Genomic DNA, 15,036 nt, shown 5'->3' on the forward strand with positions numbered 1-15,036 from the left:
AATTAATAAACAAGATAAATGAAACAAATACGCACGTATTGGATCCATATAATTTTCTTTTTTGTACTTTTAGTCACGCTTTAGTTGTAAATTCACACTATTTCAATGACTATATGCAGTATAGATTCTTAATTGGATCCAGTTTAAAAAGTAATTAAGGTAATTTTTTATGATTAAGTCAGGCCAAAATGCAGTAACCACATTGCGACAAATGATTTTAACTGGAGCACTAAAAACCGGAGAAAGGCTAGTTGAAATTGCCACTTCTGAACGTCTAGGTGTTTCAAGAACGCCGGTACGAATTGCATTTAGAGCACTTGAACAAGAGGGTTTGTTGACCAAACTTCCTAGGCGTGGCTACGAAGTTCGCTCAGTCTCACCAATTGAAATTGAAGGCGCTATTGAAGTAAGAGGAGTATTAGAAGGCCTAGCTGCTCGACAAGCTGCTGAAAACGGCCTTAATGAAGAACAAAAAAATGAAATGCAATCCCTGCTTACTTGTGGTGATTTATTATTTGAAGGGGCCGAGCTAACTGAAGATGACTTAGCAACCTACCATGATATGAACCGCCGTTTTCATCTACTAATTATTGAAGCGTCGGGTAACTTGGCTATCCAGGCTGCACTATCTAAAAATGAGCACCTACCATTTGCATCGGTAAGCGCGCTTGCCATCGACAAAAATAATATGCAAAAAGAGTTTAAACGCTTTGCATTTGCCCATCAGCAACATCACCACGTATTTCATGCAATGCTTTCTCGCCAAGGTGCTCGTGCAGAAGGAATTATGCGTGAGCATGCACAAGCAACACTCGGTTACGATCGAAACTATCACCGAACAGAGCTTAAAAACATACTCACTGTTATTTCGCACGCAAATAAATAACCTGCGCAGGAGTGTTACTCACTCTTACACATTGAATGAGCCATATTCTGTAAGGTATGAAGCTTGCTAATAAAGACGGCCTTTAAATATTACAACTTATTAAGCCTTTGTGCGCTCACGCGAAACCAACATAGCAATGCCCATACCACCACCAATACAAAGTGTTGCTAACCCTTTTGTTTTATTAGCTCGCTGCATTTGATATATCAGCGAGACTAAAATACGACAACCTGAAGCACCTATGGGGTGGCCTAAAGCTACCGCCCCCCCATTTACATTTAATTTTTTAGGATCAAGCCCTAATTCATTAATTACATGCAGCGCTTGGGCTGAAAATGCCTCATTAGCCTCAATTAAATCAATATCATGCACTTGCCAATCCGCTTTTTTACACACGGCTTGCGTAGCGGCTATAGGCCCCACCCCCATATAAAGCGGATCAACGCCTTCACAAGCGGTAGCTTCAATCACAGCTAAAATAGGTAAACCTAGCTCTTTGGCATGGTCATCTGTGGTTACCACAACCATCGCTGCACCATCATTTATAGTAGAACTATTTCCGGCAGTAACTGAGCCACCTTTTTTGAACGCAGGCCTAAGCTTACTAAGGTTTATAATTTGTGTATCAGCTTTTACTGATTCATCAACATCAAAACTCTGGATATCGCCTCCACGTTTTACAATATGAATAGGGGCAATTTCATCTTTGAATAAACCACTACTAATAGCATGTGCTGCTTTTTGCTGTGAATGAACTGCAAATTTATCTTGTGCTTCTCGTGAAACCGAAAATTTTTCGGCAATATTTTCGGCGGTTACTCCCATATGAATATTTTCACGACTATCCCACAGCCCATCTTTTATTAAGCTATCAACCAGTGATAAATCACCTAATTTTTTAGGTACTCTATTATTGGGTAATACGTGCGCCGCCTGAGACATACTTTCTTGCCCACCTGCAACCACCATTTTAGTATCGCCGCAAAGAACTGATTGCGCAGCCAATTGCACCGCTTTTAGTCCTGAGCCACATACGTGATTAATAGTAAAAGCAGACACACTAATAGGTAGTCCAGCATTAAGTGCTGTTTGCCTTGCTGGATTTTGACCACAACCTGCTGTTAGCACCTGCCCTAAAATTACCTCCTCAATGTGTGGCTTTACTTGAGGTGTTTCATCAAGAACGGTTTTAAGTAACTGACTGCCTATTTCAATGGCTGACAGACTTGCCAAACTTTGTCCAAAACCGCCAATTGCAGTTCTTTTGGCTGCCACAATAACAGCCTTCATGCTACCACCTCGGGCAAGTCCATTTCTGGTACATACTCAGGAATAACAAGCTCACCTGCTGTTAACCGTTGAATATCTTCTACCGAGACGTTCGGCGCCCTTTCTAACAAATGAAATTTACCGTCTTGAATTTCTATAAAAGCTAAATCAGTTAATACTTTTTTAATACAACCTTTACCTGTTAATGGCAATGTACAATTTGCTAATAACTTTGATTCACCATGCTTTGATGCATGAGTCATTGTGACAATAATATTATCAGCACCCGCCACTAAATCCATAGCGCCTCCCATCCCTTTAATTAACTTACCAGGGATCATGTAAGACGCAATATTACCATTCACATCTACTTCAAAGGCACCTAATACGGTTAAATCAACATGCCCGCCACGGATCATGGCAAACGACTCTGCACTATCAAAAACAGAGGCGCCGGTTGCCATAGTCACCGTTTGTTTGCCGGCATTAATTAAATCAGCATCAATTTCTTGCTCTGTTGGAAATTGACCCATGCCTAATAAGCCATTTTCAGATTGAAGCATTACTTCAATACCTTCAGGGACATAGTTAGCAACAAGCGTCGGAATACCAATGCCTAAGTTAACGTAATATCCATCTTGTAATTCTTGCGCAACACGCATTGCTAATTGTTCACGAGATAAAGCCATTGTTACACTCCTTCAGCTTGCGAAGCACGAATAGTGCGTTGTTCTATACGTTTTTCAAATGAACCTTTAATAATACGATCCACGTAAATGCCAGGAGTATGAATTTCATCTGAATTTAATTGTCCTGCCTCTACAATCTCTTCAACCTCTGCCACCGTAATTTTCCCCGCTGTAGCCGCCAAAGGGTTAAAGTTACGTGCTGTCTTTCGATAAACTAAATTACCATACGTATCGGCTTTCCACGCTTTTACAATGGCAAAGTCACCTTTTATCGATTCTTCTAAAATGTAGGTTTTACCTTTAAAGTTACGTTCTTCTTTTCCTTGTGCAACCTGAGTTCCATAACCCGTTGCGGTGAAAAAGGCAGGAATACCGGCACCACCGGCACGCATTTTTTCGGCTAATGTACCTTGAGGTGTCAATTCAACATCCAGTTCACCAGACATCATTTGTCGCTCAAACTCTGCATTTTCACCAACATAAGACGCAATGATCTTTTTGATTTGTCGTTTTGCTAGCAGCAATCCTAAACCAAAGTCATCAACACCACAGTTATTCGACACAAGCGTTAACCCCTTAGTACCTTTTTTTTGTATTTCCTTAATTAAATTCTCTGGTATACCGCATAAGCCAAAGCCACCAGCTAAAACGGTCATACCGTCTTCAAGTCCTTCAAGCGCTTGAGAATACGTAATTACTACTTTATTAAATCCAGCCATTGTTTAAGTCCAAATTAAGAATGTGTTTATTAGTTTGACAACAAAGCAAGATATAGTTAATTTTATAATTATGTTTTATTAATTAGTTTTTCTTATAAATGAATATAAGACAATTGAAGGCATTTACCCAGGTGGCTTCCAGCCTAAGCTTTGTAGAAGCCGCAGCTAAATTACACTTATCGCAACCCGCGCTTAGTTTAAGTATCAAAAATTTAGAAGAGAGCTTGGGCGGTAAATTATTAACTCGCACAACACGTACATTAGTACTCACCCAAGAAGGTAAAGCATTTTTACCTGTCGCTAAAAACTTATTAAACCAAATAGACGCAGCAGAACGAGAGATGAATAAGCGATTTGCACTGGATCTTGGGCATACATCTATCGCAGCCATGCCCTCTTTTGCCAGTTCAATTTTGCCAAAAATAATTAAGCGTTTTCATACAAAGTACCCAAACATAAAACTCTCAGTGGACGATGTGTTATCTGATACGGTTATTGACTTGGTCAATGCTGACTTGGTGGAACTCGGTATTTCATTTGAGCCTAAACATAATGGTGACTTAGTATTTCATCCGCTGTATAACGATCAATTTATTGTGGTTTTACCTCAATTTCATCCGCTTGCTAAGTGCCATAGTATTAGTTGGTCGGAGCTACTTAAGTTTGAGTTAATTACTCTGCAAAGTCCCTCTTCAGTCAGAGTGCTAATTGAAGACACTCTCTCGCAGCATAACATTGCACTCAACCCTGCATTTGATGCGCACCAGTTAGCGACAGTTATAAGGATGGTGAGTAATGATTTAGGAGTGGCTGTTGTACCTGCACTTTGCAAAGAGCAAGCATTAGAAGCAGGCGTAATATGCAGAGAAATAAATTCCCCTATTATTGCAAGACGTGTAGGCGTTATTTCTAAACCTATCACGTCTTTATCTATCGCGGCTAAATCAATGCTTGAAACAATTAAGCTCTATTCATTGGAGTTAAGAGATTGAATTTAGGTCCATTGAATGTTCAAACAGGTGCCTTATTTGTATCATCACACTTTAAATCTCTTGCACCTTTACTTTTTAGTGCAGCGACCAGCGATGCAATTGCACAACAAATAGCAATTAGCACAAGCACAGCACTCAAAGAGTCCAATGTTTTTTGAAGTAAAGTTACAACAATAGGTGCTGTAAACTGACCTAAAAAGAACATACCCGTCCACATCCCAGTTCCTTTACCACGTACATTTTCAGGGAGTAGCTTTAATACCCATGTTAAAGTCGTTGGTAATAAAGAGCCAAAACCCAAGCAACCAATAAAAATAGCTATTGATGAAATTACAATTGAAGAAGACACTGCTGTTGCAAAGTAACCAAAGGCACTTAAACCAAAACCAACACATAATAAAAGTGGCCCTGAGATATGCTTAATTTTTCCGTAACAAAATGCACCTAATGCAACACCTATATTTGCTAAAGCTCCTATTCCGCCAATAATAGCGGGCGTCACTGCCTGACTAATCGACAGTACTTCACCTAGTTTTACAATCATAGAATAAAAAATAATACCAACAAATAGTGTTATAAATAATAGAGGCAGTACTTTTTTTACAGGGAATCCCGTGAGTTGTTTGTCTTCATTTGCTCTTACTTTAGGTTCAAATAAGTTTAAAGCAACCAGCAAAGCAACAGGCAAGGCAAGGCAAGTAAGTATAAAACAAATGGGCCTCTTGAACCCAATACTTCACCCAACATACCGCCAAGTGCAATGAGAAAAATAGCACTTAAGCTCACTGACGCTATTTGTATAGAAATCCATTTTTGTCTTTCTTTTCCTATGAAGTAGTCAGCAATTAATGCGGTAGCAATTGTCATAATAACCGCTTCTGTAATACCTAAAAAAATACGAGATACTATTATATGAGATAAACTTTCCAAGAAATAAGGTAATACCCCAACAGCGCTGTATATTAACAGAGCAAAAATAAGGAGCGACTTCCTGCCAAACTTATCAGAAAGAGACCCCGCAATTGGAGAGAAGACAGCAACACAGAGTGCAGGAATAGTCATAGCAATAGGCACTAAAACCTCATAACCACTAATTTGCTTAAACTCTTCAAGTAACATAGGCAGCACAGGAACAAGGGAGATGACTGCCATAACAGGCATAATAGCCGCTAAAATTAAAATAATACCGTGTTTAGTAGAAGCCACAGTGGGCGAGATAGTATTCATAAAAACTTCCTTTAATTATTGTGTGTTTTGCTTAGTGTGTTGTCGGGTCATTAAATACAAACCCGAAGGCTCCACTATGTGTTGAAAGTTTCCAATTGTAGAATTTAATATTTAGATAGAATGTATCACGTAAATAAATAGTTAATTGCAATTACCTTTTTTATCACCTTTCCTCGCTAGAGTGCCTAGCTCTCTCATGTATCTATGAAATAGGTAACTTCAATCATAAAAATCAATTAACTTGATATGCAGTTTTTACTTTATCTTTACTTTTGCGTTGCACACACATCGCAATCTCGTCACTTGTATTAACAAGTTATTAGTAAAACGCTTTTACACACACAATTATAAGGATAGAACTATGAACAAATCGTATTTACGTTCATGTATTCTGACTGCATGTTTAGCACCTTTAGCTATTTCGGCACAAACTGCCGAAAAAACTACAGAACCTAAAGCAGATAGTGGTATTGAGTTAATAACGGTTACAGCACTTAGAAAAACAGAAAGTTTACAAGATGTGGCTGTACCTATTGATGCCGCAACAGGTAAAGAACTATCACGCATCGGTGTTACCGATGCAACAGGGCTTAATAAAATATCACCTGCACTCAATGTTGTCTCTGGTGGCGGCTCTAATACTGTATTTTTTGTCAGAGGCGTTGGTAACTTTGCTGTAAATGCATACACAGATGCTGCTTTAGCATTTAACGTAGACGGTGTATTTTTAGGGCGCCCAACAGCCACAACGGCATCATTTTTAGATGTAGAACGTATAGAGGTTTTAAAGGGACCTCAGGGCACTCTTTATGGCCGAAATGCAACAGCGGGTGCGATCAATGTTATTTCAACAAAACCTGAACTTGGTGAGACATTTGGCAATATTTCTATTGGTGCTGCTAACTATGGAACAATAACAGCTTCTGGTGCTGTCAATTTACCAATAAGCGATGACTGGGCAGCTCGTTTTGCGATTGGCAAAACTAAAAATGACGGCTACAACGATGATGGTACAGCGGCAACAGATGATACTGCATTCCGCGCACGTTTATTTGGTGAGTTTTCAGAAGATGTAAACCTTACCGTCACTGCAGATTACTCAACAACAAAAGGCAATGGTAATTCACCTTCATTTGAAGGTAGTTACGGATTCCCACTCCAAGGAAGTAATAACCACCCAAAAAATATTCCAGGTTACAACTTTAATCCTGCTCCAGATAACGTATCAGCTCCTCATACAGGCCCAGGTACACCAGCTGCAGTTGAATACTACACAGGCCAAATAACCTCGCCAGCATTTACTTCTATCACTCCCCTATATGACCCTTATATAGACAACGAGTATATGGGGGTATCGGCAGAGTTAAACGTTGCAACATCATTGGGTGATCTAACAATTATTCCGGCTTATAGAGAGAATACGGTTGACGTTTTATTTAATAATCCCGCTTTCCAAGCAGCTATTAATCAAGAAAATCACCAGCAATCTAGTTTAGAAGCTCGTTTCTCTACAACCGTAGGGGCGCTTGATTTAATTATGGGTGGCTTTTACTTTGATGAAAAAGTTGATGGTCTAGCCTCATTTAACCAATACAGCCTGCAATCAACGCAAGATATTGAAAACTCCAGTACAAAGTCAACCGCGTTTTTTGTTCATGGTAAATATCACATCTCTGAAGATCTTAGACTCGTTGGTGCTGTGCGTTGGACCAAAGATAAAAAAGAATTCCAGGGACAAGCGGATGTATTTCTAAATTTATGTATTAGAGATTTACCAGCCTACCCTGGCGGACCAGAAATCCCTAATTGTGACGGTGCGCCAGTTATTCCTGTTGGTGCAACTGTTGCAGAAACAATTGCATCTATTGATCCAGCTGATTTGCCAGAAGGAGCTCCTATAGCTAACCGAGGTCCTGTTCCGTATGGCCAAATTCCGTTGTTTCCTGGTGCGCCAGATAACCTGCGTGCAAACTTGCTTTTCATTAACCAAACACAAATTGACCGTGTTCAAGAAAATGACGAAATAACGTATCGAGCAGCAATAGAATACGATATTGCTGATAGTAATTTACTCTACACTAGTTACGAAACAGGCTATCGTTCAGGAGGGTTTAGTCCAACAGCAGGTCGTGAAGAGTTTTTACCTGAGTATATAAATGCATGGACATTTGGTTCTAAAAATAGATTTTTAGATAATTATTTACAAATCAATGCTGAGGCATTTATTTGGGATTATGAAGATCAACAGGCAAGTCACTTTGGTATTGATGGTAATGGTAATTCCGCGTTCTTTACTGAAAATATAGGTCAATCAAGTATTAAAGGCGTTGAAGTTGATATTCTTTATCAACTGACTGAAGCAACACGAATCAAAGGTAATATTCAATACCTAAAAAATGAGATTGAAGAGTTTAGTTACCTTCAAAAAACGCCAGACGAAGCTGTAAATGTTGTGACTGGTTGTGACACAACGGTAATAAGCATGACTGATGGGGAGCCCACATATAATGTCAACTGTTCAGGTAAGGAAGGCAGAAACTCGCCATCACTTTCTTTAACTGCAAGTATTAACCATTACTTAGAGTTTAATAATGGTTATTCGGCATCGGTGTCTTTTGATGCTCGTTACCGCGACGAACGTTGGGTTGGCTTTGACTTCTTACCATCACAGCGTGCTGAAGATGTTATTACCTTAGACACTTCTATGCAATTATTTTCAGCAAATGATAAGTGGTCAATTCTCGCATATGTGAGAAACATAACTGACGAAGAGATAAAAGCAACATCACAGTTATTTGCAAATGGTGGCAATACCATGGTATCAACCTATGAAAAACCAAGAACATACGGCATTACATTTAAATATGACTTCTATTAAGAGAGCACACACAATGAAAAAAAGTAGTATTTTATTTAATTTATTTCTATCTTTAGGCTGTTTAACATTTACGTTTAACGGTAACGCAAGCGAAACAAAAAATGAGTGGATAACTCTAGGTACGATGGCAGGCCCTATTCCTAATGCAAAACACTCTCAACCAGCTAATGCGATGCTTGTTAATGGTAATACCTATTTAGTAGATGCGGGTGATGGAACTGCAGGGCAATTAGCAAAAGCAGGCCTTAATATAAAGGATGTGGATGCTATATTTTTAAGTCACCTTCACTTTGATCACACAGGTGGTTTGCCTGCAATTATTAGCTTAAGGTGGCAAACAAGTGCTAATAATGAGCTTGTTATATATGGCCCGCCAGGTACTCAGCAAACCGTTGATGGTATTTTTAAATACATGACTTACGGTGCATTAGGTCATTATGGTGTTCCTGGTCAAGTTCCAGCTCCTGCAAATAACAATATTAAAGTAATTGAGGTTCAAGATGGCTCAGATATTAAATTTGATGACTTTACTCTAAATGTAATTAGAAACACTCATTATAGCTGGCCAAAAGGCAGTGACGAATGGAACAAGTTTCAAGCTTTATCGTTTAAGTTTACACTGGATGATGGTTATACTGCTGTTTACACTGGTGACACGGGCCCTAGTAAGGCCGTAGAAAAACTCGCAAACGGCGTTGATTTATTAGTTAGTGAGATGATGGATATTGATCATACCGTTAATCAAATTAAGAAAACGAATCCTCGTATGCCAGAGAAAAAATTTAAAGGTATTCATAGGCACCTTTCAAAGCATCACTTATCTCCTCAGCAGGTCGGTGAGCTGGCTAAAGCAGCAGACGTAAAAAAACTCGTCATTACTCATATGGCGCCAGGGTTAGATACTTCAGAGGAAATCGACTTTTATACCAAGCAAGTGCAAGGTGAATACAAAGGGACGATATCAATAGCTCAAGATTTGAATCGGTATGAATTAAAGCACTGACCTAATTATATAAAACTATAAGTCGCCTATTAAGGCGACTTTTTTATAAGTTTTGTGCAGTAGAAATTACTTTTTCTCTTAACCACCGGTGTATAGGGTCGTTATCAAGTGTAGGGTGCCACATCATTGATTCAACTAAAAGGGGTGTATCAAAGGGAAATGAAACTACCTTTAAACCATGCTTTTGTGCGTGTATATTGGCAAACTTTTTGGGTAAAATAGCTACGCGTTGAGTCCCCTTCAAAGTATAAATCATAGTAGAAAAGTCATTTGTAATAATATCAACTTTTCGACTTCCTCCCATCGTCTCCGTTAACCATGTTTCAATACTTAAATGACTTGTTCGTGCAAAACCTACCGACACATGCCCCATACTGCCAACTTGTTCAGCTGAAATTACATCACCAGCAACTAACTTGTTATCCATATCGACTACACATGCAAGCTCATCAACCATAAGTAATGAACTAGGGTAACCATCAAGCATTACCGCTTCCGGTGCTATAAATAAATCGGCTCCTCCTTTGGTAAGTATATTAACTTCATGCGAAAACGGCGATAAAAACTCAAACGTCAATAATGGAGCTAACGTAGCAAGCTCGGTTAAAATACTAGAAAACAAAACTTGAATAACATAATCCGATGCAACAATTTTGAAATGACGTTCACTTTTTAATGGATCATTAAATCGCTTACCAATAATCCCGCCTCTAATGGTTGTCAGTACTTCAGTAATTGGTACTTGAACTTCAAGCGCAAAAGGGGTCGGTTGCATAGTTTTACCAACTTGCACCAACAAGTCATCCTCGAAAAAGGCACGTGCTCTACCCAAAATACTGCTCATAGCAGACTGGGATAAATGCAGTCTCTTAGCGCTTTTGGTTATGTTTTTTTCTTCTAGTAAAACATCTAATGCAACCAGTAAATTTAAATCTAAATGCTCAAATCTCATAACATTGGTCCACTGCTGATTTTTAAATTTTGGTTATTTTTAAGTATTAAAATTATTGATACAACCTATCTAAACATTCAATTTCATCAATTGCAAATGAAGTATTAATATAACTTAAACCAAAGTTTAACAACATCTGCGGACACACAATGAAATTTGCAACAATTAATAATTCAAAACCAGATGGTCAGCTTGTATTAGTCTCTAAGGATCTAACTGACTACGTAGACATTAGCGACCTAGCCGGCACGCTCCAAGAGGCACTAGATTTATGGCCTGCTATACAAGATAAGCTTTTACTTCGCTACGAGGCACTTAACGCACTTGAGCTAACAGGCATTAATAAAGTGTGTAACACTCAATTAATGGCCCCTTTACCACGTAGTTGGCAATGGTTAGACGGTTCACTTTTTTTAAATCATGGCGTGTTGATGCAGCAAGCATTTCATCTGGACCCAATCGAAGATGCTGATATTTATCCACTTGTTTATCAAGGTGCTGGCGATAGCTTTCTTAGCGCTAATGATAAAATTGCAGCTCCAAGTAACGAAGTTGGTCTTGATTTTGAGGGCGAATTTGGCGTGATGGTCGGTGACATCCCAATGGGGAGTAGTCCAGAGTTTGCACTTGGGAAAATACGTCTAATAGTCATGCTTAACGACATCAGCTATCGCGCACTCGGGCCAAGAGAAATGAAAACAGGTTTTGGCTTTGTACAAGCTAAAGGCCCTACCAGCTTCGCACCATTTGCTATTACCCCTGATGAGCTTGGTGAAAACTGGCGCAATGGTCGTATTTCACTGCCACTAGAAGTTTACCGTAACGACAAATGGTTTGGTGCGCCTGATGGCACAGAGATGTTTTTTGGTTTTCATGAATTAATTGCCCATGTCGCTAAAACTCGCCCTATTAAAGCGGGCACCGTGTTTGGCTCAGGTACTGTTTCTAACGCAGATATTAGTAAAGGACAAGCCTGTATCTCAGAGCTACGTGCTAAGGAAATGATTGCCACAGGCAAACCACAAACAGACTTTTTACAATCTGGCGAAACAGTTCATATGCGAGTACTAGATTCGCAGGGCAAGTCAATATTTGGAGATATAAAACAAGAAGCCATAATGGAGAATACACATGTTTAATCCATCACAATACACATTAATCGATTTATCGGTAACGCTTGAGAATAACCCCTATACCGATCCACCGCCATTATTACCAAAAATCGAGTATACCGACCACCAACAAGGTTGGCCAGAAATGTCATCAATGTTCCCTGGTTTAAAAAAAGATCAACTCCCAGGAAATGAATCGTGGGCGGCTGAACGTTTAGAGATCACCACTCATAGTGGCACTCACATGGACGCACCATGGCACTATGCCTCTACCACAGATGGTGGAAAACCAGCCTTTGGTATTGATGAGTTGCCCTTGGAGTGGTGTTTTCAACGCGGTGTTAAATTAGATTTTAGAGATTTCCCTGATGGTTATGTAATTACTGCCCTAGACGTTGAAAAAGAGCTAGCCCGAATTAATCACACCTTATCGCCGTTAGACATCGTGTTAGTCAATACCCGTGCAGGCTCTGTTTACGGTAAGCCTGGTTACCTTGATGCTGGTGTTGGTATGGGCCGCGAAGCCACCTTGTATCTTTTAGAGCGCGGTATAAAAGTTGTGGGTACCGACGCTTGGAGCTGGGATGCTCCTTTTAAATTCACTAAACAACGTTTCGAAGAAAGCGGCGACCCATCAATCATTTGGGAAGGCCATAAAGCGGGTCGCGACATTGGTTATGGGCAAATGGAAAAGCTAGCAAACTTAGCATCACTACCAAGTAGTGGTTTTTTAGTTTCATGTTTTCCTTACAAAATTAAACATGCCTCAGCAGGTTTTGTCAGAGCTGTCGCATTTCTAGAAAAGTAGTTGAGCACAACACATTAATTTATTAAGAGGTTATTATGTTTAAGTATTTCCCGACGAATTATGTATGGAATTTATCAGTAAATTTAGCTATCGAAATGGGCGCTCGCATTGGCGAAATCGAAGAAATGTGTGGCCCTTTACAAGAGGCTGCAAAATCACCAGATAAAGAAGGCGTTCAAGCATTTAGAGACACGTGGGCTAAAATGGCCGATAAACTATGTGGTCTTGCTGAAGAAGATCTAGAACGTGGCAGACTACTTTCTGCAGGGTACAAATATAATCGCGCTGCAACCTACCTTATAACCTGTGAACGCATTCAAGCACATGGCGCCTCGGGAAGAACAGAGCTGTATAAACGTTCACTTTCGCTTTTTCAAAAATCAATCGAACTGGGTCACGAAAACTGTGAACGCGTGGAAATTCCTTATGAAGGCAAACACCTTAGTGCTCTTTATGTCAAAGCCAAAGGCGTTAAAGGCCCTGCCCCTATTCTTATACAAATAAACGGCCTAGATTCATCAAAGGAAATGAAATATCGCGTTGGTTTACCACAATGGTTAGCAGAACGTGGCGTTTCATCACTTGTTTTAGATCAACCAGGTACAGGTGAAGCGTTAAAGCTACAAGACTTCCATGCTCGTTTTGACACTGAGCATTGGGCAAGTGTTGTTGTTGATTGGTTAGAACAACATGATGAAGTAGATAGCAAGCTAATTGGCATGGAAGGTGTCTCTTTAGGTGGCTATTACTGCCCTCGTGCGGTAGCGAATGAACCGAGACTTGCCCTAGGCTGTGTATGGGGTGCAAACCACGATTGGCGCGACGTTCAAAAACGTCGCTTAGAAAAAGAAGGTGACTTCCCCGTACCTCATTACTGGGCACATGTGCAATGGGTTTGGGGTGCAAAAAATATGGATGATTTCATGGAAATTGCTGAAAACGTCCACCTTGATGGTCAAATTGAAAAAATTAAAGTGCCATTTTTAGTCACTCACGGCGCTAAAGATTCGCAAATTCCACTTAAATGGGCCGAGCGCACCTTTGAGCAACTAGTCAATAGCCCTAAGCGTGAGCTAAAAATCTTTACAGAACGAGAAGGTGGTGTACAGCACTCTAGCTTCGACAACAGTTCAAACGCGGGTCAGTACATAGCTGATTGGGTAGCTGAAACATTTAACGAATTAAAAAAACAATAAGGATCACACCATGAATATTATTGGCCCCGATACGCTTGTTTTTGGTGTTGAAGACACCGAGAGTTGTAAGCAGTTCGCACTAGATTATGGCTTAACACAAAAAACTGAAACACGATTTGTTGCTCTTGATGGCACAGGTATTGAGATTAAAAAAGCAGATGACAGCTCATTACCGAATCCTCTTGCTACTGGTTCAATGCTGCGTAAAACAGTTTACGGTGTAAAAGATCAGCATACAATAGATGCTTTAAAAACAGAGCTTGAAAAAGACCGAACAGTAACAACTTTAGACGATGGCAGTATCGAATCTGTTGACGATTTAGGGTTTGTTATTGGTTTTCAAGTGACCATACGGCAATCGCTCGAGAATCTACCAGCAGAAAAAGTCAACGCGCCAGGGTGTGAAAACAACCGTGCTGTAAACAATATTGGTATTAATACAGACTTCAAGGCAAAGCCTCGTAGCCTTTCTCATGTTGTGTATTTTGTACCGGATGCCGTTAAAGCTGAAGCTTTTTACGCACAGCGTTTAGGCTTTATTACTACGGATCGTTTTACCCATGTAGGTCCTTTTATGCGCCCTGCCGGTACCAACGATCACCACACATTATTTTTTATAAATACCCCGCCACACATGCAAGGTATTGAGCATTTTACTTTTCATATGAGCGGACCAACAGAAGTTTCTCAGGCAGGTACTGCCTTAGTTAATAAAGGCTATCAAAGCTTTTGGGGGCCAGGTCGTCATATATTCGGATCAAACTGGTTTTGGTACTTCAAAAGTCCGTTTGGCTGCAACATTGAATATGATGCTGATATGGATTTACACGATGTTGAATGGACTGCACGAGAAGCAATGCCGGGTGCTGATAATTCGCAAGCTTTCTTGCTTCAGTTCCGCGAAAAGTGGGCACCAATGGGCCCACCTCCCGGTAAACCAGAGTAATCATGAGTAAAGTATTTATCGCCTATAAAAGCGATATTACAGAGGGTCAAGCTAAAGGCTTTGACCCTCTTAATCAAGGGCGCGACAGCCTCTTTATAGTTCATAAAAATGGGGAGTATTATGGCTATAAAGATATCTGTCCTCACTACGGTGATACCACATTACCTTGGAAAAAAGATAAATACTTAGATTCAAAAAGTGATCAAATAGTCTGTGCTGCTCACGGCGCTTTATTCGAAATAAGCACCGGTATTTGCATACAAGGGCCATGTAAAAATCAGGCCTTAACAAACATTGAATTAGATATTCGCCAACACAATGAAATTTGGGTGGATATAACAACAATAAAGGAGTTCTAA

General features: G+C 39.9%; 15 protein-coding genes. 9 read left to right on the forward strand and 6 right to left on the reverse strand.

The window, feature by feature from the left end; translation table 11 throughout:
* Positions 1 to 169 precede the first annotated feature (169 nt).
* Positions 170 to 886 (forward strand): GntR family transcriptional regulator, encoded by a 717-nt coding sequence (locus AC5NT5_RS09490; protein WP_494512948.1) that lies wholly within the window; start codon positions 170 to 172, stop codon positions 884 to 886.
* Positions 887 to 985: 99 nt separating this feature from the next.
* Here AC5NT5_RS09490 and AC5NT5_RS09495 read toward each other — a convergent pair whose 3' ends face one another.
* Genes AC5NT5_RS09495 through AC5NT5_RS09505 form a run of 3 tightly spaced genes read right to left on the reverse strand, consistent with a single transcriptional unit; the run spans position 986 to position 3,563 of the window.
* Complete coding sequence (locus tag AC5NT5_RS09495; protein ID WP_494512947.1) at positions 986 to 2,176, reverse strand: acetyl-CoA C-acetyltransferase; 1,191 nt, start codon at positions 2,174 to 2,176, stop codon at positions 986 to 988.
* Positions 2,173 to 2,844, reverse strand: a complete 672-nt coding sequence (locus AC5NT5_RS09500) for a 3-oxoacid CoA-transferase subunit B (RefSeq protein ID WP_494512946.1) — start codon at positions 2,842 to 2,844, stop codon at positions 2,173 to 2,175. Before AC5NT5_RS09500 ends, AC5NT5_RS09495 begins: the two co-directional genes overlap by 4 nt.
* Before the next feature lie 2 nt (positions 2,845 to 2,846).
* Positions 2,847 to 3,563, reverse strand: a complete 717-nt coding sequence (locus tag AC5NT5_RS09505) for a CoA transferase subunit A (protein WP_182681175.1) — start codon at positions 3,561 to 3,563, stop codon at positions 2,847 to 2,849.
* A gap of 98 nt (positions 3,564 to 3,661) precedes the next feature.
* Between AC5NT5_RS09505 and AC5NT5_RS09510 the strand changes: the two genes are divergently transcribed.
* Positions 3,662 to 4,555: a LysR family transcriptional regulator gene (locus AC5NT5_RS09510; protein ID WP_494512945.1), complete on the forward strand. Its 894-nt coding sequence runs from the start codon at positions 3,662 to 3,664 to the stop codon at positions 4,553 to 4,555.
* Between the two features lie 19 nt (positions 4,556 to 4,574).
* Here the strand turns inward: AC5NT5_RS09510 and AC5NT5_RS09515 are convergent, their stop codons facing one another.
* Positions 4,575 to 5,231, reverse strand: a complete 657-nt coding sequence (locus tag AC5NT5_RS09515; RefSeq protein WP_494512944.1) for an MFS transporter — start codon at positions 5,229 to 5,231, stop codon at positions 4,575 to 4,577.
* The gene (locus AC5NT5_RS09520; protein ID WP_494512943.1) at positions 5,216 to 5,782 is read right to left on the reverse strand and encodes an MFS transporter; all 567 of its coding nucleotides are present in this window, start codon (positions 5,780 to 5,782) and stop codon (positions 5,216 to 5,218) included. The genes AC5NT5_RS09515 and AC5NT5_RS09520 overlap by 16 nt, the downstream gene beginning before the upstream one ends.
* Positions 5,783 to 6,143: 361 nt before the next feature.
* Between AC5NT5_RS09520 and AC5NT5_RS09525 the strand changes: the two genes are divergently transcribed.
* Both AC5NT5_RS09525 and AC5NT5_RS09530 read left to right on the forward strand, forming a co-directional pair.
* Positions 6,144 to 8,660 carry a TonB-dependent receptor gene (locus tag AC5NT5_RS09525; protein ID WP_182681173.1) on the forward strand — a complete coding sequence of 839 codons (2,517 nt, stop codon included), beginning with the start codon at positions 6,144 to 6,146 and terminating at the stop codon, positions 8,658 to 8,660.
* Positions 8,661 to 8,673: 13 nt separating this feature from the next.
* Positions 8,674 to 9,663, forward strand: coding sequence for an MBL fold metallo-hydrolase (locus tag AC5NT5_RS09530; protein WP_494512942.1), 990 nt, complete (start codon positions 8,674 to 8,676; stop codon positions 9,661 to 9,663).
* A 43-nt stretch (positions 9,664 to 9,706) separates the two neighbouring features.
* Here the strand turns inward: AC5NT5_RS09530 and AC5NT5_RS09535 are convergent, their stop codons facing one another.
* Complete coding sequence (locus AC5NT5_RS09535) at positions 9,707 to 10,615, reverse strand: LysR family transcriptional regulator (RefSeq protein WP_182681171.1); 909 nt, start codon at positions 10,613 to 10,615, stop codon at positions 9,707 to 9,709.
* 149 nt (positions 10,616 to 10,764) lie between these two features.
* Between AC5NT5_RS09535 and AC5NT5_RS09540 the strand changes: the two genes are divergently transcribed.
* From AC5NT5_RS09540 to AC5NT5_RS09560, 5 genes are read left to right on the forward strand one after another with little or no spacing between them, the layout of a single operon-like run.
* Positions 10,765 to 11,754, forward strand: a complete 990-nt coding sequence (locus AC5NT5_RS09540) for a fumarylacetoacetate hydrolase family protein (protein WP_182681170.1) — start codon at positions 10,765 to 10,767, stop codon at positions 11,752 to 11,754.
* On the forward strand, positions 11,747 to 12,535 hold the full coding sequence (locus AC5NT5_RS09545; RefSeq protein WP_154902990.1) for a cyclase family protein: 789 nt from the start codon (positions 11,747 to 11,749) through the stop codon (positions 12,533 to 12,535). Before AC5NT5_RS09540 ends, AC5NT5_RS09545 begins: the two co-directional genes overlap by 8 nt.
* A 35-nt stretch (positions 12,536 to 12,570) precedes the next feature.
* On the forward strand, positions 12,571 to 13,731 hold the full coding sequence (locus AC5NT5_RS09550; RefSeq protein WP_154902989.1) for an alpha/beta hydrolase family protein: 1,161 nt from the start codon (positions 12,571 to 12,573) through the stop codon (positions 13,729 to 13,731).
* 10 nt (positions 13,732 to 13,741) lie between these two features.
* Entirely contained in the window at positions 13,742 to 14,677 is a 936-nt protein-coding gene (locus AC5NT5_RS09555; protein WP_494512941.1) for a VOC family protein, read from the forward strand.
* Positions 14,678 to 14,679: 2 nt separating this feature from the next.
* Positions 14,680 to 15,036, forward strand: coding sequence for a Rieske (2Fe-2S) protein (locus AC5NT5_RS09560; protein WP_494512940.1), 357 nt, complete (start codon positions 14,680 to 14,682; stop codon positions 15,034 to 15,036).

The organism is Pseudoalteromonas sp. J2K-J599, from assembly GCF_059295115.2.

What these genes read in the sequence shown, in the direction of transcription:
- AC5NT5_RS09550 (WP_154902989.1), top strand. Translation starts at nt 12,571, where the DNA reads ATGTTTAAGTATTTCCCGACGAATTATGTATGGAATTTATCAGTAAAT.
- AC5NT5_RS09505 (WP_182681175.1), bottom strand. Translation starts at nt 3,563, where the DNA reads ATGGCTGGATTTAATAAAGTAGTAATTACGTATTCTCAAGCGCTTGAA.
- AC5NT5_RS09495 (WP_494512947.1), bottom strand. Translation starts at nt 2,176, where the DNA reads ATGAAGGCTGTTATTGTGGCAGCCAAAAGAACTGCAATTGGCGGTTTT.
- AC5NT5_RS09535 (WP_182681171.1), bottom strand. Translation starts at nt 10,615, where the DNA reads ATGAGATTTGAGCATTTAGATTTAAATTTACTGGTTGCATTAGATGTT.
- AC5NT5_RS09530 (WP_494512942.1), top strand. Translation starts at nt 8,674, where the DNA reads ATGAAAAAAAGTAGTATTTTATTTAATTTATTTCTATCTTTAGGCTGT.
- AC5NT5_RS09555 (WP_494512941.1), top strand. Translation starts at nt 13,742, where the DNA reads ATGAATATTATTGGCCCCGATACGCTTGTTTTTGGTGTTGAAGACACC.
- AC5NT5_RS09545 (WP_154902990.1), top strand. Translation starts at nt 11,747, where the DNA reads ATGTTTAATCCATCACAATACACATTAATCGATTTATCGGTAACGCTT.
- AC5NT5_RS09500 (WP_494512946.1), bottom strand. Translation starts at nt 2,844, where the DNA reads ATGGCTTTATCTCGTGAACAATTAGCAATGCGTGTTGCGCAAGAATTA.
- AC5NT5_RS09525 (WP_182681173.1), top strand. Translation starts at nt 6,144, where the DNA reads ATGAACAAATCGTATTTACGTTCATGTATTCTGACTGCATGTTTAGCA.
- AC5NT5_RS09540 (WP_182681170.1), top strand. Translation starts at nt 10,765, where the DNA reads ATGAAATTTGCAACAATTAATAATTCAAAACCAGATGGTCAGCTTGTA.
- AC5NT5_RS09510 (WP_494512945.1), top strand. Translation starts at nt 3,662, where the DNA reads ATGAATATAAGACAATTGAAGGCATTTACCCAGGTGGCTTCCAGCCTA.
- AC5NT5_RS09520 (WP_494512943.1), bottom strand. Translation starts at nt 5,782, where the DNA reads ATGAATACTATCTCGCCCACTGTGGCTTCTACTAAACACGGTATTATT.
- AC5NT5_RS09560 (WP_494512940.1), top strand. Translation starts at nt 14,680, where the DNA reads ATGAGTAAAGTATTTATCGCCTATAAAAGCGATATTACAGAGGGTCAA.
- AC5NT5_RS09490 (WP_494512948.1), top strand. Translation starts at nt 170, where the DNA reads ATGATTAAGTCAGGCCAAAATGCAGTAACCACATTGCGACAAATGATT.